The 19,888-nt window shown below is 68.3% G+C and carries 15 protein-coding genes; 9 read left to right on the forward strand and 6 right to left on the reverse strand.

Features of this window, described 5'->3' with window-relative positions:
• The first annotated feature begins 161 nt into the window (after positions 1-161).
• The 7 genes from fghA to L2U69_RS11200 all read left to right on the forward strand — a co-directional run bounded on the left by fghA (position 162) and on the right by L2U69_RS11200 (position 11,945).
• Positions 162-998: an S-formylglutathione hydrolase gene (gene fghA / locus L2U69_RS11170; RefSeq protein WP_268967366.1), complete on the forward strand. Its 837-nt coding sequence runs from the start codon at positions 162-164 to the stop codon at positions 996-998.
• 78 nt (positions 999-1,076) lie between these two features.
• Positions 1,077-2,060, forward strand: coding sequence for a bile acid:sodium symporter family protein (locus tag L2U69_RS11175; protein ID WP_236106902.1), 984 nt, complete (start codon positions 1,077-1,079; stop codon positions 2,058-2,060).
• 152 nt (positions 2,061-2,212) lie between these two features.
• Complete coding sequence (locus L2U69_RS11180) at positions 2,213-5,122, forward strand: HD domain-containing phosphohydrolase (protein ID WP_236106903.1); 2,910 nt, start codon at positions 2,213-2,215, stop codon at positions 5,120-5,122.
• A 74-nt stretch (positions 5,123-5,196) separates the two neighbouring features.
• Complete coding sequence (gene dprA / locus L2U69_RS11185; RefSeq protein ID WP_236106904.1) at positions 5,197-6,309, forward strand: DNA-processing protein DprA; 1,113 nt, start codon at positions 5,197-5,199, stop codon at positions 6,307-6,309.
• 166 nt (positions 6,310-6,475) lie between these two features.
• On the forward strand, positions 6,476-9,163 hold the full coding sequence (topA, locus tag L2U69_RS11190) for a type I DNA topoisomerase (RefSeq protein WP_236106905.1): 2,688 nt from the start codon (positions 6,476-6,478) through the stop codon (positions 9,161-9,163).
• A gap of 5 nt (positions 9,164-9,168) precedes the next feature.
• The gene (rnr, locus tag L2U69_RS11195) at positions 9,169-11,460 is read left to right on the forward strand and encodes a ribonuclease R (RefSeq protein ID WP_236106906.1); all 2,292 of its coding nucleotides are present in this window, start codon (positions 9,169-9,171) and stop codon (positions 11,458-11,460) included.
• 26 nt (positions 11,461-11,486) lie between these two features.
• Positions 11,487-11,945, forward strand: coding sequence for a DUF983 domain-containing protein (locus L2U69_RS11200; RefSeq protein WP_236106907.1), 459 nt, complete (start codon positions 11,487-11,489; stop codon positions 11,943-11,945).
• Positions 11,946-12,107: 162 nt separating this feature from the next.
• Here the strand turns inward: L2U69_RS11200 and L2U69_RS11205 are convergent, their stop codons facing one another.
• The 6 genes from L2U69_RS11205 to L2U69_RS11230 all read right to left on the reverse strand — a co-directional run bounded on the left by L2U69_RS11205 (position 12,108) and on the right by L2U69_RS11230 (position 18,325).
• Complete coding sequence (locus L2U69_RS11205) at positions 12,108-12,518, reverse strand: phosphomannose isomerase type II C-terminal cupin domain (RefSeq protein ID WP_236106908.1); 411 nt, start codon at positions 12,516-12,518, stop codon at positions 12,108-12,110.
• Between the two features lie 92 nt (positions 12,519-12,610).
• Positions 12,611-13,999: a phosphoglucomutase/phosphomannomutase PgmG gene (gene pgmG, locus L2U69_RS11210; protein WP_236106909.1), complete on the reverse strand. Its 1,389-nt coding sequence runs from the start codon at positions 13,997-13,999 to the stop codon at positions 12,611-12,613.
• A 19-nt stretch (positions 14,000-14,018) separates the two neighbouring features.
• The gene (locus L2U69_RS11215; RefSeq protein WP_236106910.1) at positions 14,019-15,338 is read right to left on the reverse strand and encodes a UDP-glucose dehydrogenase family protein; all 1,320 of its coding nucleotides are present in this window, start codon (positions 15,336-15,338) and stop codon (positions 14,019-14,021) included.
• Positions 15,339-15,375: 37 nt separating this feature from the next.
• Positions 15,376-16,254 (reverse strand): UTP--glucose-1-phosphate uridylyltransferase GalU, encoded by an 879-nt coding sequence (gene galU, locus L2U69_RS11220; RefSeq protein WP_236106911.1) that lies wholly within the window; start codon positions 16,252-16,254, stop codon positions 15,376-15,378.
• Between the two features lie 108 nt (positions 16,255-16,362).
• Positions 16,363-17,202 carry a division plane positioning ATPase MipZ gene (locus L2U69_RS11225; protein WP_236106912.1) on the reverse strand — a complete coding sequence of 280 codons (840 nt, stop codon included), beginning with the start codon at positions 17,200-17,202 and terminating at the stop codon, positions 16,363-16,365.
• Positions 17,203-17,263: 61 nt separating this feature from the next.
• The gene (locus tag L2U69_RS11230; RefSeq protein ID WP_236106914.1) at positions 17,264-18,325 is read right to left on the reverse strand and encodes an NAD(P)H-dependent flavin oxidoreductase; all 1,062 of its coding nucleotides are present in this window, start codon (positions 18,323-18,325) and stop codon (positions 17,264-17,266) included.
• A gap of 126 nt (positions 18,326-18,451) precedes the next feature.
• Between L2U69_RS11230 and L2U69_RS11235 the strand changes: the two genes are divergently transcribed.
• Together L2U69_RS11235 and panC are read left to right on the forward strand one after the other, a co-directional pair.
• Positions 18,452-18,928, forward strand: coding sequence for an SRPBCC family protein (locus tag L2U69_RS11235; protein WP_236106915.1), 477 nt, complete (start codon positions 18,452-18,454; stop codon positions 18,926-18,928).
• Between the two features lie 92 nt (positions 18,929-19,020).
• Positions 19,021-19,881 carry a pantoate--beta-alanine ligase gene (panC, locus tag L2U69_RS11240; RefSeq protein ID WP_236106916.1) on the forward strand — a complete coding sequence of 287 codons (861 nt, stop codon included), beginning with the start codon at positions 19,021-19,023 and terminating at the stop codon, positions 19,879-19,881.
• Positions 19,882-19,888 lie beyond the last annotated feature (7 nt).

The following is a 19,888-nucleotide window of genomic DNA, read 5'->3' on the forward strand; positions in this document are numbered from 1 at the left end:
CATGGACAAGAAGATCGAGATCGACCCGATGATCACCCATGTCCTGCCGCTGGAACAGATCAACCACGCCTTCGACCTGATGCACGACGGCAAGTCCATCCGCGCCGTCGTCACGTTCTGACGGCGCGCGGGGCGGGCACAGCAGAGTGGAGCGTAGCGCAATGACCATCGAGACCGTCGAAACCCACAAGGCCCATGGCGGCATCCAGGGGGTCTATCGCCACCGCTCGGCGGCGACGGGCGGCACCATGACCTTCGCGGTGTTCATGCCGCCCCGGAGCGACGCGCCCGTTCCCTTCGTCACCTATCTCTCGGGCCTGACCTGCAGCCATGCCAACGTCATGGACAAGGGGGAATACCGGAAGGCGGCGGCCGACCTCGGCATCGCCGTGATCTGCCCCGACACCAGCCCGCGCGGCGAGGACGTCGCCAACGACGACGCCTATGACCTGGGTCAGGGTGCCGGCTTCTACGTCGACGCGACGGAAAGTCCCTGGGCGCCGCATTTCCGCATGTGGACCTATGTGACCGAGGAACTCCCGGCCCTGATCGCCGAGCATTTCCCGGTCGATCCGTCGCGCCAGGGCATCATGGGCCATTCCATGGGCGGGCACGGCGCGCTGACCGTGGCGCTGCGCCACCCCGGCCGTTTTCGCGCCGTCTCCGCCTTCGCGCCCATCGTCGCCCCCATGCAGGTGCCGTGGGGCCGGAAGGCGTTCCCCGCCTATCTGGGACCCGATACGGCGAATTGGCGCCGCCACGACGCCGTGGCCCTGATCGAGGATGGTGCCCGCGTCGCCGACATCCTGATCGACCAGGGCACGGCCGACAATTTCCTGGACGGCCAGTTGAAGCCCGAACTCCTGAAGTCGGCCTGCGACGCGGCGGGCATTCCGCTGACGCTGCGCCTGCAGGACGGCTACGATCATTCCTATCACTTCATCTCGACCTTCATGGCGGACCATCTGGCCTGGCACGCCATGCGCCTGAAGGCCTGATCTGCGCGAAGGCCGCTGGACAGGGGTACGCCGCTACGGGAAAGATCCGCCTTTGTCCCGTAGCGTGCGATCCCCTCCATGAAGAAGACCCTGACCGATCCCTTCCTGCTCGCCCTCGTCGGCATGGTGGTGCTGGCCGTCGCCTGGCCCGAACCGGGGCGCAGCGGCGGCTTCCTGCATCTCGAGCAAGCCTCGACCTATGGCGTCGCCGTCGTCTTCTTCCTCTACGGCCTGACGCTGGCGCCCGAGAAGATGCGTGCCGGGCTGATCCACTGGCGCCTGCATCTGGTCGTCGTCTTCGGCACCTTCGTGCTCTTTCCCCTGATCATGCTGGCGACCGAGGCGGCGGCGCGCCCCCTGCTGCCGGCAACGGTCTGGACCGGCTTCTTCTATGTCGCCGCCCTGCCCTCCACCGTCTCGTCGTCGGTCGCCATGACCTCGCTCGCCAAGGGAAACGTGCCGGCGGCCCTGTTCAACGCCAGCCTGTCCAGCCTGATCGGCGTCTTCGCGACGCCGGCCCTGATGGCCTGGTACCTGAGCCAGACCGGCGCCGCCGCCCTGCCCCTCGGCGACGTCATATTGAAGATCGTGCTGCTGGTCATGGTGCCGACCGCGCTCGGCCAGATCCTGCACCGGCCGCTGGCGCGCTGGTCCGCCCGCCACGCCCGCGCCATCAAGATCCTGGACCGGGTGATCATCCTCTCGATCGTCTACAACTCCTTCGCCAATTCGGTCGTCGAGGGCCTGTGGCAGCGCCACGAGCCGAGCCTCCTGGTCGAGATCGCGGTCATGTCGGTCGCGATCTTCTTCGTCGTCTACGGACTCCTGATCATCCCCTGCCGCCTGCTCGGCTTCGACCGGGCTGACCGGGTGGCGGCCCTGTTCTGCGGTTCCAAGAAATCCCTGGCGACCGGAGTGCCGCTGGCCGGCATCATCTTCGGCACCGGACCCGAGGTGGGCCTGATCCTGGCGCCCATCATGCTCTATCATTTCCTGCAACTCGTGATCGTCGGCTTCATCGCCAATCGGCACGGCCAGACGGCGGAAGCCGCCGTAACCTGACGGGTTCACGGCCGCGACCACCGCCCTACACGCATTAGTGAAAAATTAAGCACGATTTCCATTTTTGACAGAAGACAAAAACGCCTCCAGCCGGCACGATGCGATCGTGAAACGAGTTCGCAGGAAGCGCCACGGGCCGGCTAGGGGGCGTCATGTTTCCGCGCATTCGACTGCGCTATTATATTTCGATCCTGTTCATCGTCGCGATCATCGCCTTTGCCGCGATCAACGTCGCGCAATACTATGTCCGGACGCAGTCGATGCTGTTGGCCGATGCCGAGGTTCTGTTCGACCACATCGGCCTCGAGATCGGCGAGACGATCGGCAACCGCTATGACGCGGCGGCGCGCACCGCCGACCTGCTGGCTGCCGCCCGGGTCACGACGGCGGAGACGATCGAGGAACGCCTGAGATCGCTGCCGCTGTTCACGCGCGCGATCGCCGATTCCTTCGGCGTCGCGGCGGCCTATGTCGGCTATGACGACGGCGATTTCCTGCTCGTCCGCCCCAACGACGATCATGTGCCCCGCAACATGGTCGTGCCGCCCTTCACCGCCTTCATCGTGCAGAGCATCGAAACCTGGAGCGGGGCCGGCCTGACCGGCGCCTTCCGCTTCTACGACAAGGATCTCAACCTCCTCGCCCTGACGGTCGAGCCCGAATACAGATTCGATCCCCGGCGCCGCAACTGGTATTCGGAGGCGATCACGACGGCGGGCGTGTCGGCCGTCGCCCCCTATGTCTTCTTCACCACCCGGGAAGTCGGCACCACGCTGGCCAGCCGCGCGCCGAACGGCGGCGCGGTCGCCGGCGTCGACCTGACGCTGACCTCCCTGTCGGAAGCCCTGGCGGACGCGCGCCCCACGGCCTCGGCCGACATCTTCGTCTTCGACGAGTTCCGCCGCGTCATCGTCGACACCCGGGGCGAGCCCCTGCTGGCGCCGGGGCGCGCGGGCCACAACATCAATCTGCCGCATGTCAACACGCCGCTGCGGATCGCGCTGGCCGACCTGGCGGCGACCGGCGAGAGCCGCGGGCGGGTGGAAATCGACGGCGTCACATGGATGATGGCGGTCCAGCGGGTGAATGTCGCCGGCTATGCGCTCTTCACCGGCATCGCCGCGCCGCGCGCCGAGCTGGTCGCGGTTTCGGAGAGCCTGCGCGACAGCAGCCTGATCATCGCGCTGATCACCCTGGGGCTCACCATTCCGGCGATCCTCCTGCTGTCGCGCTGGGCCTCGCGCCCGGTCGAGCAATTGACCCGTCTCGCCAACGAGGTCCGGGCCCTGCGCTTCTCGACCCCGATCGACGTCTCGACGCCGCTGTCCGAGGTGGACGATCTCGCCAAGGCGATGTCGGGGGTCACGGCGACGGTCCGGCAACTGCTGTCGATCACCGCCGCCCTGACCGGCGAGGAGGACTTCGAGAGCCTGCTGATCCGCGTCCTCGAAGAGACCGGCCGCATCGCCGAGGCGCGCGGCGGCATCATCTATCTGGCGGAGCCGGACGGCAGCCTGGTGCCGGCCGAGGCACGCTGGGCGGGCCACGACCTCGGCACGCGGATGCCGACCCTGCTGCGCTCGCGCGATCTCGATCATCCCGTGATCGCGACCCTGACGGACCGCCATGCCATCCACGGCCTGACCCGGGACGAGGTGGAACGCCATTTCCCCGGCATCCACTACCACGAAAGCCTGTTCGCCCTGACCGTGCCGCTGCGCAACCGCGACGCCGAAATCATCGGCGCCCTCCTGCTGCTGATCGAGGGCGAGGGCGGCGCGCATTTGGTGACGCCGGAGATGATCGGCTTCGTCGAGGCGGTCTCGGGCACGGCGGCGGTCAGCATCGAGGCGCGGCGCCTGATCCTCGAACAGCGCAATCTGTTCAACGGCGTGATCACCCTGCTGGCCGGCGCGATCGACACCAAGAGCCCCTATACCGGCGGCCATTGCCAGCGCGTGCCGATCCTGATGGAGATGCTGGCGGATGCCGCCGACCGGGCGGAGGACGGCGTCTTCGGCGATTTCCGCCTGACCGAGGCGCAATGGGAGGAATTGCGCGTCGCGAGCTGGCTGCACGACTGCGGCAAGATCACCTCGCCCGAATATGTGATCGACAAGGCGACCAAGCTGGAAACCATCTACGACCGCCTGCACGAGGTGCGCATGCGCTTCGAGGTGATCAAGCGCGAGGCCGAGGCGGCATGCTGGCGCGCCGTTGCCGACGGCGCCGGGCGCGACGCCGAACTGGCCCGCCTGGCCGATATCTGGCGCCGGCTGGACGACGACTTCGCCTTCGTCGCCACCTGCAACGAGGGCGGCGAATTCATGGCCCCCGACCGGATCGAGCGCCTGCGGCGGATCGCCGAGCGGCGCTGGACGCGCACCCTGGACGACCGTATCGGCCTGTCGTGGGAGGAAAGAAAGCGGCGCGACCGCACCCCGGCGCCCGTGCTGCCGGTCTCGGAACCGCTCCTCGCCGATCGCCCGGACCACGTCATCGACCGGCCGGAAGGCGAACGCCTGGCGCCCGACAACCGCTGGGGCTTCAAGGTCGACGTGCCGGAACATCTCTACAACAGGGGCGAGATCTACAATCTCTCCGTCGCCCGGGGCACGCTGACGGCGGAGGAACGCTACAAGATCAACGAGCACATGATCGCGACGATCCGCATGCTCACCGATCTGCCCCTGCCCTCCTATCTGCGCAACGTGCCGGAGATAGCCGGCGGCCATCACGAGAAGATGGACGGCACCGGCTATCCGAAACGCCTGACGCGCGACGAGATGAGCTGGCCCGCGCGCATGATGGCCGTCGCCGACATCTTCGAGGCCCTGACCGCCGGCGACCGGCCCTACAAGAAGGCGAAGCCCCTGTCGGCCGCGATCCAGATCATGGCGCGCATGCGCGACGAGGATCACATCGACCCCGACGTCTTCGACCTCTTCCTGCGCGCCGGCATCCACGAAAGCTATGCCCGCGCCTTCCTCGAGCCGGACCAGATCGACGCGGTCGACATCACCGCCTTCCTGCGCCCGCGGCCCGAAGCGGCGACGGCCTGATCGCGCCGCCAACGAAGGCTTGAGCCGGACGATCCGCTTGGCCACAATCGGCGCAACCCGAATGGAATGCGTCAATGTCCGACAAAACCTTTCCGCGCAGCGAACTGCTGGATCGCCTGCGCCTGATCCGCACGGATTCCGTCGGGCCGGTCGCCTTCGATCATCTGCTCGGCCTCTACGGCAGCGCCGGCGCTGCCCTCGACGCCATGCCCGGCCTCGCCCGGAAGGGCGGCGCCCGCACCCTGCGCATCCCGACGCGGGCCGACGCCGAACGCGAACTCGCGGCGATCGAACGGGCGGGGGCGCGCCTGCTGGCCAGGGGCATGGCGGACTACCCCCGCCTGCTCGCCGCGACCGAGGGGGCGCCGCCCCTGATCACGGTGAAGGGCCACCCGCTTCTCGCCGCGCGCCCGACGGTGGCGCTGGTCGGCGCGCGCAACGCCTCGGCCGCCGGCCAGCGCCTGGCGCGGGAGATTGCCGGCGACCTCGGCCGGGTGGGCTTTACCGTCGTCTCCGGCCTGGCGCGCGGCATCGACGGCGTCGCCCATCAGGCGGCGCTCTCGACCGGCACCATCGCCGTGGTCGCCGGCGGCATCGATATCGTCTACCCGCCCGAACACGAGGCGTTGCAGGCGCGGATCGCGGCGGAGGGCCTGCTGGTCGCCGAAATGCCCGTCGGCACCCAGCCCCAGGCGCGCCATTTCCCGCGGCGCAACCGCCTGATCTCCGGCCTGTCGCTGGGCGTCGTCGTCGTCGAGGCGGCGCTGAAGTCCGGCAGCCTGATCACGGCGCGCTTCGCCCTCGAACAGGGGCGCGAGGTGATGGCGGCGCCGGGCAGCCCGCTGGATCCCCGCGCCAGGGGCGGCAACGACCTGATTCGCCAGGGCGCGCGGCTGATCGAATCCGGGGCGGAGGTGGCGGAGATCCTTCGCCCCATGGCCGAGGGGCCGCTGGCGGAACCGGAAAGCCGCGATTACCGCCCCCCTGCCCTGACCCTGCCCGACGAAGGGGAAATCGCCGCGAATCGGGCCCTCGTGTTCGAACTGCTGTCGCCGGTGCCCGTCGCGGTCGACGAACTGCTCAGGCAAGCCGAATTGACTCCACCCGTGGTTTTTACCATTTTGCTCGAACTGGAATTGGCTGGACGCCTGCAACGCCATGCCGGCGGGCGGGTTTCACTGATCTGAAGCACGCCGGTGCCGGCACGCGGAACGATCGGGTGGAGCCGGCCCTTACGCTAGAATGTCAACGCATTGCCCAAGTGATCTGGGCCCAAGTGACGCTTTGCCCAAGTGACCTGGGCCCAAGTGATCGGGGCCCAAGTGATCGGGGCCCAGAAAGAACCGAGACCTTATGAACGTCGTCATCGTCGAGTCGCCGGCGAAGGCCAAGACCATCAACAAGTATCTCGGATCCGACTACACGGTTCTGGCGAGCTTCGGTCATGTGCGCGACCTGCCCCCCAAGGATGGTTCCGTCCGCCCGGACGAGGATTTCGCCATGGACTGGGAAGTCGACGCCGATGCCAAGAAACGCATCGCCGACATCGCCAAGGCGCTGAAGGGCGCGCATCGCCTCTATCTCGCCACCGACCCGGACCGCGAGGGCGAGGCGATTTCCTGGCACGTGCTGCAGATCCTGAACGACCGCAAGGCCCTGAAGGGGGTCGAGGTCGGCCGCATCACCTTCAACGAGATCACCAAATCGGCGGTGACCGGCGCGATCAAGGCGCCGCGCATGCTGGACCAGGAGCTGATCGACGCCTATCTGGCGCGCCGCGCCCTCGACTATCTGGTCGGCTTCACCCTGAGCCCCGTGCTGTGGCGGAAACTGCCCGGCGCGCGTTCGGCCGGGCGCGTGCAGTCGGTCGCCTTGCGCCTGATCTGCGAGCGCGAGCTCGAGATCGAGCGCTTCAAGTCGCAGGAATATTGGTCCGTTCTCGGCCATTTCATCGCCGGCGACGGCATGGGCTTCGACGCCCGCCTGACCCATCTCGACGGCAGGAAGCTCGACAAGTTCGACATCAATTCCGCCGAGAAGGCGGAAGCGGCCAAGGCCGCGATCGAGCGCCGCGAATTCCATGTCGACTCCGTCGAATCGAAGCCCGGCACGCGCAACCCGGCGCCGCCCTTCACCACCTCGACCCTGCAGCAGGAAGCGGCCCGAAAGCTCGGCTTCTCGGCCCAGCGCACCATGCAGCTCGCCCAGCGGCTCTACGAGGGTATCGACGTCGACGGCGAGACCGTCGGCCTGATCACCTATATGCGGACCGACGGTGTCTCCATGGCCTCGGAGGCGATCCAGGGAGCGCGCAACCTGATCGGCAATCAGTTCGGCGGCGCCTATCTGCCGGACAGCCCGCGCATCTACAAGACCAAGGCGAAGAACGCCCAGGAAGCCCACGAGGCGATCCGCCCGACCGATTTCGCCCGCACGCCCGAGCGCCTGCACCGCCTGGATCCGGACCAGCGCCGGCTCTACGATCTCATCTGGAAGCGGGCGCTGGCCTCCCAGATGAACCCGGCGCGGCTGGAGCGCACCACGGTCGACGTCGCCGCCAAGGACCGCCAGGTGATCCTGCGCGCCACCGGCTCGGTCGTGTTGTTCGACGGTTTCCTCGCGCTCTATCAGGAAGGCGTCGACGACCGTTCGAAGGACGACGAGGACGGCGGCCGCCTGCCGCGCATGATGAAGGACGAGGGCCTGCGCCGCGGCCCGGTCACCATCGCCCAGCATTTCACCGAACCGCCGCCGCGCTATTCGGAGGCGAGCCTCGTCAAGAAGCTGGAGGAACTGGGCATCGGCCGGCCGTCGACCTATGCCTCGATCCTGTCGACCCTGCGCGACCGCGCCTATGTCACCATGGACCGCAACCGCTTCCTGCCCGAGGACAAGGGCCGGCTGGTCACCGCCTTCCTGGAAAGCTTCTTCGCGCGCTATGTCGAATACGGCTTCACCGCCGGGCTCGAGGAACTGCTGGACGACGTCTCCGCCGGCAAGATCGGCTGGAAGGAAGTGCTGCGCGACTTCTGGCGCGATTTCGCGGCGGCGATCGAGGGCACCAAGGATCTCAAGATCTCGGACGTCATCGAGCAGCTCGACCAATTGCTCGGCCCCCATCTGTTCCCCGAGGGCGAGCCGGACGAGAACGGCGAGCGCAAGGATCCGCGCGTCTGCCCGTCCTGCGGCAACGGCCGCCTGTCGCTGAAGCTCGGCAAGTTCGGCGCCTTCATCGGCTGTTCCAACTATCCCGAATGCCGCTTCACCCGGCAGTTCGGCGTCGCCAACGACAATGGCCAGGGCACCGCCATCGGCGAGGACGGCATCAAGATCCTGGGCGAGGATCCCGAGAGCGGCGAGAAGGTCTCGCTGCGCTCCGGCCGTTTCGGCCCCTATGTTCAACTGGGCGAGGCGGAGAAGCCGAAGCGCGCCAGCCTGCCGAAGGACATGCCGCCCGACACCATCGACCTCGAAAAGGCCCTGGCCCTGCTGTCGCTCCCGCGCGAGGTGGGCCTGCACCCCGAGACCTCGACGCCGATCCAGGCCGGCATCGGGCGCTATGGCCCCTATATCGTCCACGACAAGCGCTATGTGAACCTGCCGACCTCGGACGAAGTCTTCACCATCGGCCTGAACCGCGCCGTCGCCCTGCTGGCGGAACCGCCGAAACGCGGCCGCCGCGCCGCGCAGGAGCCGCTGAAGGCGTTCGGCGAGCATCCCGAGGACGGCAAGCCGGTCAACGTCATGAACGGGCGCTTCGGACCCTATGTCTCGTGGAACGGCGTCTTCGCGACGATCCCCAAGGGTACCGATCCCCAGAGCCTGACCCAGGACGAAGCCCTGGCCCTGCTGGCGGCCAAGGTCGCCAAGGGCGGCGGGCCGAAGAAGAAGGCCCCGCGCAAGACGGCGAAAGCGGCCGAGGCCGAGACGGCCGAGAAGAAGAAGGCCGCGCCCAAGAAGAAGGCCCCGGCGAAGAAGCCCGCTGCAAAGAAAACCGCGGCGAAGAAGACGGCGGCCAAATCCGCCGGCGCGTCGGACTGACGGGCGTGGCAAAGCGCCCCTCGAAACCGTCGGGCGCCCAACTGCCCACGAAGGAAGAGATTGCCCGTTTCCTCGCCGAACATCCCGGCAAGGCCGGCAAGCGCGAGATCGCGCGGGCCTTCGGCGTGACCGGCGATGCCCGCATCGAGTTGAAGCGCCTGCTGGCCGAGATGAAGACCGAGGGTACCATCGGCCGCGAACGGCGGAAGGGCCTGGTCGCCGCCGGCGCCCTGCCCTCCGTCGCCGTGCTCGAAGTGATCGCGGTGCCCGACGACGGCGAGATGCAGGCCCGCCCGGTGCAATGGCCGGACGGCCTGCAGGCGCCCGGGATCGACGTCATGCCCGGCCGCCATGCCGGCCCCGCCCCGACCGTCGGCGACCGCATCCTCGCCCGGATCGAGCGGGTGGAGGACAACGACGGCCAGGCCCGCTATCAGGCCAAGGTGATCCGCGCCCTCAGCCGCCAGGCCGATCGCGTGCTCGGCCTCGTCCGCTTCGAGAAATCGGGCGAGGCGCGGCTGGTGCCGACCGACCGCCGCGCCAAGGGCGATTTCCGGATCGAGGCGGCGGATCTGAACGGCGCCAGGGATGGCGAACTGGTCTGGACCGAGACCCTGCCGGGCCGCCCCATGGGCCTGCCCAAGGTCCGCGTGCGCGAACGCCTGGGCGATCTGGGCGACGCCAAGTCGATCAGCCTGATCGCCATCCACGGCCACGGCATTCCCGTCGCCTTCCCGCCCGAGGCGGTGCGCGAGGCGAAGAAGGCGAAGCCCGTGGCGCTGGGCAAGCGGGAGGACCTGCGCCCCCTGCCCCTGATCACCATCGACCCGGCCGATGCCCGCGACCATGACGACGCGGTCTTCGCCGAACCGGACCCCGATCCGAAGAACCCGGGCGGCCATCACGTCATCGTCGCCATCGCCGATGTCGCCCATTACGTCCGCCCCGGCTCCGCCCTCGACAGGGCGGCGAAGGAACGCGGCAATTCGGCCTATTTCCCCGACCGCGTGGTGCCCATGCTGCCGGAGGAGCTGTCGACCGACCTCTGTTCCCTGATCGAGGGCCACGACCGGGCGGCACTGGCGGTGCACATGTGGCTGGACGCCAAGGGCAACAAGATCCGCCACAAGTTCCGCCGCGCCCTGATCCGGATCGCCGCCGGGGTCCATTACACCCAGGCCCAGGACGCCATCGAGGGCCGGACGGACGAGATGACCGCCGGCCTCCTCGAACCCGTCCTGAAGCCGCTGTGGGCGGCCTGGAACGCCGTCATGGTGGCGCGGGCCAAGCGCGAGCCCCTGGAGATCGACGCGCCCGAGCGGGTGATCCGGCTGGGGCCGAGCGGCCATGTGGAATCGATCGTGCCGCGCCAGCGCCTGGACGCCCATCGCGTGATCGAGGAATTCATGATCCTCGCCAATGTCGCGGCGGCGGAGGAACTGGAAGCCAAGCGTCAGCCCTGCATGTACCGCGTCCACGATCAGCCGACGCGGACCAAGCTGGACGCCCTGGCGGAATTCCTGCGCACCATCGACATCAGGCTGGCCAAGGGGCAGGTGCTGCGCCCGCGCCAGTTCAACGGCATCCTGGCGCGCACCGCCGACGGGCCGCATGCCCGCGCGGTTTCAGAAATCGTGCTGCGCAGCCAGGCCCAGGCGGTCTACAGCCCGGAGAACATCGGCCACTTCGGCCTGGCACTGACGCGCTACGCCCATTTCACCTCGCCCATCCGGCGCTATGCCGACATCCTGGTGCACCGCGCCCTGATCCGGGGCGGCAAGCTCGGCACCGGGGGCCTGTCGGACGATGAAGTGCCCCTGTTCGAGGAAACGGCGGAACATATCTCGACGACCGAGCGCCGGGCCATGGCGGCTGAACGGGAATCGACCGACCGCTATCTCGCCGCATACATGCAGGATCACGTCGGCGCGCGCTTCGGCGCCCGCGTGAACGGCGTCACCCGCTTCGGCCTGTTCATCACCCTGGACGAGACCGGCGCCAGCGGCCTGATCCCCATATCTTCCCTGGGCAACGATTATTTCCGCCACGACGAGGCGGCCCACGCCCTGGTCGGCCGCAACCCGAAGAACCGCTATACGCTTGGCGACGCGGTGACCGTGGTGCTGCGCGAGGCGACGCCGATCACCGGCGGCCTGGTGTTCGCGCTGGCGCGCGGCGGCGAGGATGAGGACGATGATTTCGAGGCCGCCATGAGCCGGCCCGGCCCCCGCTTCCGGCGCGGCGGTGGCGCGGCACGGGGTCGCGCTCCCTTGAAGAAGTCCAGGAAGCGTTTTTAATACACTCCCGAAACGGGAGATCAGCAATGCCAATCGAAATCAAGGCCGGCGGCGCAGCGGGCAACGGCGAGCCGGAACCGCGACCCTGGCAGCCGGCGGTGAAGCGCGGTGCCCTGCTGCGCTGCCCCCATTGCGGCGAGGGCCGCATGTTCAACGCCTTCCTCAAGGTCAATCACGCCTGCCCGTCCTGCGGCGAGGTGCTGGACCTCCACAAGGCGGACGATGCGCCGCCCTATTTCACCATCACCATCGTCGCCCATATCGTGGTGCCGGCGCTGCTGATCGTGGAACAGGTCTATTCGCCGGCGGAATGGATCCATGCGGTCATCTGGCTGCCCCTGTGCCTGATCCTGTCCCTGATCCTGCTGCCCCGCGTGAAGGGCGCCCTGATCGGCCTGCAATGGGCGCTGCGCATGCATGGCTTCGGCGTCGTCGCCGACGAGCCCATGCCCGATCCCGCCGCCAAGATCGCCGACGCGTCCTGAGCCGGACCGAGCGCACGAAACACCGCACACACGAGACACCGCGCACACGAGACAGCGACCGCGCGAGACGACGAGAAACCCCGCCGCGTCACCGCGCGGCGGGGTTGCTCATTCCTTGGAGCGCCGCCGGGTCCCCCCCGGATCCAGCGGCGGCCGGCCGCCTCAGCGGCCGTAGTCGTCAGTCAGGCGGACGATGTCCGTCTCGTCCAGCACGGCGCCGCGCTGGATCTCGACGAAGGTCAGGGCCGCGGTGCCCGTATTGGCGATACGATGGGTCGCCAGCGCCGGGATATGGACGTGGCTGCCCGCCGAGACGGGGATCGCGACACCGTCGATCTCCACCACGCCGCTGCCCGAAATCACGGTCCAATCCTCGGCCCGGTGATGATGGAACTGCAGCGACAGGCGGTGGCCGCCGGACACGCGGATCCGCTTCACGACATAGCCGGCGCCGACATCGAGAACCGCCCAATCCCCCCACGGGCGGGTGTCGCTGTCACCGACCGAATACTGAACGACATCCCCATCGGCTACAGCGCCTTGGGTTGTGCTCAACTTCAGATTGGTAGCCATACTAAAGTCCCCCACTCGAATTTCAGGCCGCATTGCACCGCACAATGCAGTCATCTGTCAATCCATACGGACGCTAAAAAACGTGATCGCCATCACAAGGAGGGAGGGCTGACGCCGGCCGCGACGAGCGCCTTGGTCAGGGAAGCCTTCAAACGTTCGAGAGCCGCCGAATCGTGCCCTTCTGCCCTGGCCACCAGCACCGCCTGGGTGTTGGAGGCACGCAAAAGCCACCATCCATCCGCCGTCTTGACGCGGACGCCATCCGTATCGTTCACCTCCGCGCCTTCCGCCGCAAGAGCGGATTTGACCCTGTCGACGATTCCGAACTTCTCCTCCTCCACAACCGGAAAGCGAAGCTCCGGCGTATTGACCGTGTCGGGGAGCCGGTCGCGCAGTTCGGTCAGGGAAACACCGGCCCGGACCACGGCGGTGATCAGGCGCAGCCCGGCGTAGAGGGCGTCGTCGAAACCGTAGTAGCGGTCGGCGAAGAAGATGTGGCCCGACATCTCGCCGGCGAGGGGGGCGCCGGTCTCGAGCATCTTGGTCTTGATCAGGGAATGGCCCGTCTTCCACATCAGCGGCTTGCCGCCCATGCGGGCGATCTCGTCGAACAGCACCTGGCTCGCCTTCACGTCGGCGATGATGGTGGCGCCCGGGCGCTCCGCCAGCAGGTCCTGAGCGAGAATGGCGAGGAGCTGGTCGCCCCAGATGATCCGGCCCTTGGCGTCGATGGCGCCGATGCGGTCGCCGTCGCCGTCGAAGGCGATGCCGATGTCGAGCTTGTTCTCGGCCACAAGGTGCTGGAGCTGTTCGAGGTTCTCGGGCTCGGTCGGATCGGGGTGATGGTTCGGGAAGGTGCCGTCCACCGCCTCGTTGATGATCATGTGACGGCCCTTGAGCCCGGCGACGACGCGGCCCAGCACGGCACCGGCGGCGCCATTGCCCGGATCCCAGCCGACGGCGACGTCATTGTCGACCGCTTCCTCGAGAAGACGGGCGACGTAGCGCTCGGAGATATCCTCTTCCCGCGCCGAACCGCTGCCCACGGCGATGTCGCCGGCGGCGGAGATGCGGCCGACCTCCTGGATCTGCGGGCCGAAGAAGGACTTCTTGCCCAGCATCATCTTGAAGCCGTTGTGATGCGGCGGGTTATGGCTGCCGGTCACCTGGATGCCGCCGTCGGTGCCGAGCACCGTGGCCGCGAAATAGAGCATGGGGGTCGGGCCGGTGCCGATGCGGATCACCTCCGCGCCCGTCGAGACCATGCCGTCGACCAGCGCCGCCTCCATCATGGGCGAGGAGACGCGGCCGTCGCGGCCGACCACGATCACCGGCGCCGCCTTGCCCGACGAGCGGGCGACGATGGTGGCGAAGGCGCGACCGAGCGCGCGGGCATCCGCCTCGTGCAGGGTTTCGCCCACGATGCCGCGAATGTCGTATTCGCGCAGGATCGACGGATGGAACGAATGGGCCAGGCTCACGATGAAATCCCCCCTTTTTTCAAAAGGAAACGACCGGCGCGCGGCCGACCGAGTAATAGTTGAAACCCGCCTCCGCCATTTCCTCGGGACGGTAGATGTTACGCATGTCGACCACGACCGGCCGCTTCATCGCCCCCGCGATGCGGCCGAGATCGAGGGCACGGAACTCGTTCCATTCCGTGATGATGACGAGGACGTCCGCCTCGGGCATGGTGTCATAGGCGCCCGCCACCCATTCGATGCCGTCGACCAGCCCGGCCGCCGCCTTCATGCCTTCCGGATCATAGGCCCTGACCCGGGCGCCGGCCGCGACCAGGCGCGGCAGGATCTCGAGCGAGGGCGCGTCGCGCATGTCGTCGGTATTGGGCTTGAAGGTGACGCCCAGGACGGCGACGGTCTTGCCCGCGAGATCGCCGCCGGCGGCCGCGACCACGCGCGCCGCCATGCCTTCCTTTCTGGCGTCGTTGACCGCCACCACCGCCTCGACGATCCGGGACGGTGCCTCATAGTCGCGCGCGGTCCGAACCAGGGCCAGGGTGTCCTTCGGGAAGCAGGAGCCGCCGAAGCCGGGCCCGGCATGGAGGAACTTCCGCCCGATGCGGCCGTCGAGGCCGATGCCGCGCGCCACGTCCTGCACGTCGGCGCCCACCTTCTCGCACAGATCCGCCATCTCGTTGATGAAGGTGATCTTGGTCGCGAGGAAGGCGTTGGCCGCGTATTTGATCAGTTCCGAGGTTTCCCGCGCGGTGAACACGAAGGGCGTTTCGGCCAGGAACAGCGGGCGGTAGAGCTGGCGCATGACGGCACGGGCGCGATCGCTCTCGGCGCCGACGACGACACGGTCGGGCCGGCGGAAATCCTCGATCGCCGAACCTTCGCGCAGGAACTCGGGATTGGAGGCGACGTCGAAGTCGAGATCGGGGCGGACCGCGCGGATGCGGCGCTCCACCTCGGCGCCGGTGCCGACCGGCACCGTCGACTTGGTGACGATCACGGCATAATCGGTCAGCGCCGCCGCGATCTCCTCCGCCGCGGCATAGACATAGGACAGGTCGGCGTGGCCGTCGCCGCGCCGGCTGGGGGTGCCGACGGCGATGAAGATGGCATCCGCCCCGACCACCGCCTCGGCGAGATCGGTGGTGAAGCTGAGGCGGCCGGCGGCGGCATTCTCCGCCACCAGCTTGTCGAGCCCCGGCTCGAAGATCGGGATCTCGCCCCGACGCAGGGCCTCGACCTTGCGCGCGTCCTTGTCGACGCAGGTGACCGTATGGCCGAATTCGGAAAAACAGGCGCCGGAGACCAGGCCGACATAGCCGGTACCCACCATCGTGACGCGCATGACTACCTCTCAGTGACGGATCGGAGCCCGGGCCCGATCAGAGTTTGGCCGCCGTCTCGGCCAGGAAGGGCGCAAGCTTCGGCCCGATGTCCGGCCGGGCCAGCGCGAAGGCGACATTGGCCTGCAGGAAGCCGACCTTGTCACCGCAGTCGAAGCGCGTGCCGTCGAAGGTGAAACCGTGGAAGGGCACTTCGCCGATCATCTTGGCCATGGCGTCGGTGAGCTGGATCTCGCCGCCGGCGCCGCGCTCCTGCGTCTCGAGATGGCCGAAGATCGCGGATTCGAGGATATAGCGCCCGATCACCGACAGGGTGGAGGGGGCGACCTCGGGCTTCGGCTTCTCGACCAGGCCCTTAACCTCGGTCAGGGCGCCTTCCGCCTTGCCCGGGGTCAGCACGCCGTAGCGCTGGGTGTGTTCGCGCGGCACGTCCATGACCGCGACCAGATTGCCGCCGACGCCGGCATGGGCATCGACCATCTGGGCGAGGCAGGGCTTCTCGGCCAGCACCAGATCGTCGGGCAGGATGACGGCGAAGGGCTCGTCCCCCACCAGATGCTTGGCGCAGAGCACCGCGTGACCGAGGCCGAGAGCCTCGGGCTGGCGGACGTAGGACACTTCGCCCATCGCCGGCTGCCAGCCGAGCAGGGCCTCGAGCTCCGCCGTCTTGCCCCGGCGCGACAAGGTTTCCTCCAGTTCGAAATGACGATCGAAATGATCTTCGAGGGCGCCTTTGCCACGAGACGTCACGAAGATGAAATGTTCGACGCCCGCCGCGCGCGCTTCTTCCATGGCGTAATGGATCAGCGGCTTGTCGACGACCGGCAGCATTTCCTTCGGCATGGCCTTGGTCGCGGGAAGAAAGCGCGTTCCCAGTCCACCGACGGGGAACACGGCCTTGCGTATCTTTTTCGTCATTATGAAAAAACTCTGTCTGACTTGAGATCCGGCGTTTGCCGGACGTTCATGCCACGACAGCCGTGACCGTTACAATGGCCCAATGGCCGGGTAGTTCCGAAACGGCCCCTATTCGGCGGCGGAAACCAGGGGGGCGGCGCTGCGGCCGACCGGGGGCAGGTCGAGGGAGGCGACCAGGGTACGCACCTCCTGGCGGGCCGCGACCTCGGACATGGTCAGCGACGAGCCGGTGCGCCCGAGATCGAGCATGGTCAGGCCCTGGAGGAAGAGTTCGCGATAGGTGACGCGCTCGGAAAGACCGGCGACGACGCGAAAGCCGATTCGCTTGGCGAGACGGGCCAGAACCTCGGACACGCGGCGCTTGTTGCGGGCATCGAGATGGCCGACCCGGTTGCGCATGACCAGCCAGTCGACCGTGCCGCCGGTCAGGGCCCGGCGCTTTCGCATTTCCCACACCAGTTCGGCATAGAGACTGGGGCCGAGGATCGAATGATCGTCGGGATCGACCCGGGCGATCAGGTCGAGGTCGATGAAACTGTCGTTCATCGGCGTCAGCAGCGTATCGGCGCAGCCATGGGCGAGCCGCGACAGGAAACTGTCGGAGCCCGGACAGTCGATGATCACCACATCGTGGCGGCCGACGTAATCCTCCAGCACCGAGAGGAAGCGCTGGCGCTCGTCCGCCTGGGCGCCGTGGAAATCGGCGATCTCGCTGCGGGTGACGACGGCGTAGGAGGGCAGCAGCAGATTGGCCCCCTCCGCCGCCGCGCGGGCCCGGTTCTCCAGATAGCGGGTCAGGGTGCGCTGGCGGCCGTCGAGGTCGATGGTGGCGACCCTTCGGCCCTGTTCCAGCAGGGCGACGACGAGATGCATGGCGCTGGTCGATTTGCCCGACCCGCCCTTCTCGTTGCCGAGGACGATGATATGTGCCCGCCGTCCGTCGTTCATGCCCCACCTGCCCAAATACACGTCCCGATGGCTTCCATGGTCGAGCCGTCCCGGGCCTTCGTCAATGATTCGGACTCGTCAGACCCGCCTCGAACAGCATTTCGGCCACAACATCTGCTAGTGGTACCGCTTTGGCACGACTATATCCTGTGCCGCACCAGAGCGCGAGCCGGTCCGGGTCGCCCACCGCGCGCCCCTTTCCGCGCAGCGCCTGGGTGATCGCGTTCTGCACCGGAAAGGGCGGTACCGCGAGGCCGGCATCCTCGACGGCACGCGTGAAGCGATTGGGAAGGCCGCGCGCCGCCCGCCCGGACCATTCGCGGATCAGTGCGGTCGTGGCCCCGGCACCGGCGCCCAGCGCATCTCGATGCGCCGCCGGCAGGCCGCATTCCGGGGTGCGCAGCAGGGCGGTGCCGATCTGCACCATGGCGGCGCCGGCATCGAGGGCGGCGCGCACGTCGACCCCGTCCATCAGGCCGCCGGCGGCGATCACCGGAATGTCGAGCCGCCCGGCGATCCGGGCGACGAGATCGAGGGTCGGCACCTGGCCCGCCTCGAAGCTGCCGATGAAGGTGGCGCGATGGCCCCCCGCCTCCGCCCCCTGGGCGACCACGGCGTCGACGCCCGCGGCGGCCACCGCCTCGGCCTCCGCCAGATGGGTGGCGGCGCCGACCACGATGATCCCCTCGGCCTTCAGGGCCGCGACCAGACCGGCGTCGGGACAGCCGAAGACGAAACTGGCCATTTCGGGCCGCGCGGCCCGCAGCGCCTCCATCTGTCCGGCGAAATCAGGATGGGGCGGATCGGGGACATGGGGCGGCGCGAGGCCGGCTTCGGCGTGCAGCGGCGCCATGAAGTCGAGCATGGCCTCGACCACGCCGGGCGCGGGCGGCACCGCGCAGGGCAGGAACAGGTTGATGTTCAGGGGGCCGGACGCCCGCGCCCGGATTTCCGCCGCCTGGGCCGCGATCGTGTCCGGCTTCATATAGGCGGCGCCGAGGGAGCCGAGCAGGCCGAGGCGCAGGCATTCGGCGATGAAGGCGGGCGGCGTCGCCCCGCCCGCCATGGGCGCCTGGACGACAGGCACCGAAAGCCCGAGACGCGACAGCAGATCTTCGGACATGACCACCTCCCCTGTTGTTTCGACCAGGCCCTTTTGTGCGATCAGGGAATGCGAGCGCCGCCGGCACTGCAAGCCCGCAGGACCGCATGGCATGATGCGCGGATTGCAGGGCCGCGAGAGGGCGCGATGCCAGCCGAGCTTACCGTCGTCACCGTCTCTTCCGTCGTCGCGGCGCCGCGTGCCGCGGTCTGGGCCCATGTCTCGACCTTCGAAGGCGTGAACGACGAACTCGGCCCCCTGGTCCGCATGAGCCATCCGGCGACGACGGCGGTACTGGACGAGAGCCTGCCCCTGGACCGGCCGCTGTTCCGGAGCTGGCTGCTGCTCTTCGGCGTGCTGCCCGTCGACTACGACCATATCGGCTTTGCCCATATCGCCGCCGGCTCGGGCTTCGCCGAACGCTCCACCATGGGCAGCCTGAAGGTCTGGCACCACGACCGCCGGCTGGAGGATGTGCCGGGCGGCACGCGGGTGACCGACCGCCTGGCGTTCGCGCCGCGCCTGCCGGGCACGGCGGGGGTCGCGCGCAGGATCGTCGGTGCCTTGTTCCGCCACCGGCACCGGCGCCTTGCCCGGCGTTTCGGGGCGATCGCGGCCCCGTAAAGCCCGTAAAGATTGACTCGCAAGGCCGAGTGCCCTACTCGCGGGGCGAAATCCGACGCGATCGGATGAAGCCTATCGAGGAACGCCGCCCCATGCCCGAGACCGCCACCCTGCCGCTGCCCGTGGCCCGTTCCGTCGCGGATCTGCGCCGGACCGTCCAGGCCTGGCGCGCGGCCGGCCTTCGCATCGGTTTCGTGCCCACCATGGGGGCGCTTCATGCCGGGCATCTGTCGCTGGTGGAAATGGCGGGCGCCCGCGCCGACCGCGTGGTGGTGTCGATCTTCGTGAACCCGACCCAGTTCGGCCCGAACGAGGATTTCACCAAATACCCCCGCCAGGAATCGTCCGACGCCGCCCGCCTCGCCGCCTTCGGCGTCGACCTGCTCTATGCGCCGCAGGTCGAGGAAATGTATCCGGCGGGCGCCTCGACCGTCGTTTCCGTCGGCAAGGTGACCGATCGCCTTGAAGGGGTCTATCGCCCCGGCCATTTCGACGGCGTCGCCACCGTCGTCGCCAAGCTTCTGAACCAGGTGCAGCCCCATGTCGCCGTCTTCGGCGAGAAGGATTACCAGCAACTGCTGGTGGTGCGCCGCCTCGTCGCCGATCTCGACATCGACACCGACATCGTGCCCGGCCCGACGGTGCGCGAGGCCGACGGCCTCGCCATGTCGTCGCGGAACGCCTATCTCTCGGACGACGACCGGGCCGTGGCCGCGTCCCTGCCCTCGGTGCTCAATTTCGTCGCCACCCAGCTTCGCACCGGGGCGGAAGCGGGCCCCCTGCTGGAGGCCGGGCGCAACCGTCTCCTGAAGGCGGGCTTCGCCGAGGTCCAGTACCTCGACCTCGCCGATGCCACGACGCTGGCCCCGATCGAAAAGGCGGACCGCCCGGCCCGCCTTCTCGTCGCCGCCAGACTCGGCAACACCCGCCTGATCGACAACGTCGCGGTCTGATCGGCCC

The organism is Zavarzinia marina, assembly GCF_021568905.1.
Lineage (GTDB): Bacteria > Pseudomonadota > Alphaproteobacteria > Zavarziniales > Zavarziniaceae > Zavarzinia > Zavarzinia marina.

Coding starts and splice junctions, on each gene's coding strand:
- L2U69_RS11230 (WP_236106914.1), bottom strand. CDS start 18,325: ATGTCCGAAGATCTGCTGTCGCGTCTCGGGCTTTCGGTGCCTGTCGTC.
- L2U69_RS11175 (WP_236106902.1), top strand. CDS start 1,077: ATGAAGAAGACCCTGACCGATCCCTTCCTGCTCGCCCTCGTCGGCATG.
- L2U69_RS11235 (WP_236106915.1), top strand. CDS start 18,452: ATGCCAGCCGAGCTTACCGTCGTCACCGTCTCTTCCGTCGTCGCGGCG.
- panC (WP_236106916.1), top strand. CDS start 19,021: ATGCCCGAGACCGCCACCCTGCCGCTGCCCGTGGCCCGTTCCGTCGCG.
- L2U69_RS11225 (WP_236106912.1), bottom strand. CDS start 17,202: ATGAACGACGGACGGCGGGCACATATCATCGTCCTCGGCAACGAGAAG.
- topA (WP_236106905.1), top strand. CDS start 6,476: ATGAACGTCGTCATCGTCGAGTCGCCGGCGAAGGCCAAGACCATCAAC.
- fghA (WP_268967366.1), top strand. CDS start 162: ATGACCATCGAGACCGTCGAAACCCACAAGGCCCATGGCGGCATCCAG.
- L2U69_RS11180 (WP_236106903.1), top strand. CDS start 2,213: ATGTTTCCGCGCATTCGACTGCGCTATTATATTTCGATCCTGTTCATC.
- L2U69_RS11200 (WP_236106907.1), top strand. CDS start 11,487: ATGCCAATCGAAATCAAGGCCGGCGGCGCAGCGGGCAACGGCGAGCCG.
- L2U69_RS11205 (WP_236106908.1), bottom strand. CDS start 12,518: ATGGCTACCAATCTGAAGTTGAGCACAACCCAAGGCGCTGTAGCCGAT.
- dprA (WP_236106904.1), top strand. CDS start 5,197: ATGTCCGACAAAACCTTTCCGCGCAGCGAACTGCTGGATCGCCTGCGC.
- L2U69_RS11215 (WP_236106910.1), bottom strand. CDS start 15,338: ATGCGCGTCACGATGGTGGGTACCGGCTATGTCGGCCTGGTCTCCGGC.
- galU (WP_236106911.1), bottom strand. CDS start 16,254: ATGACGAAAAAGATACGCAAGGCCGTGTTCCCCGTCGGTGGACTGGGA.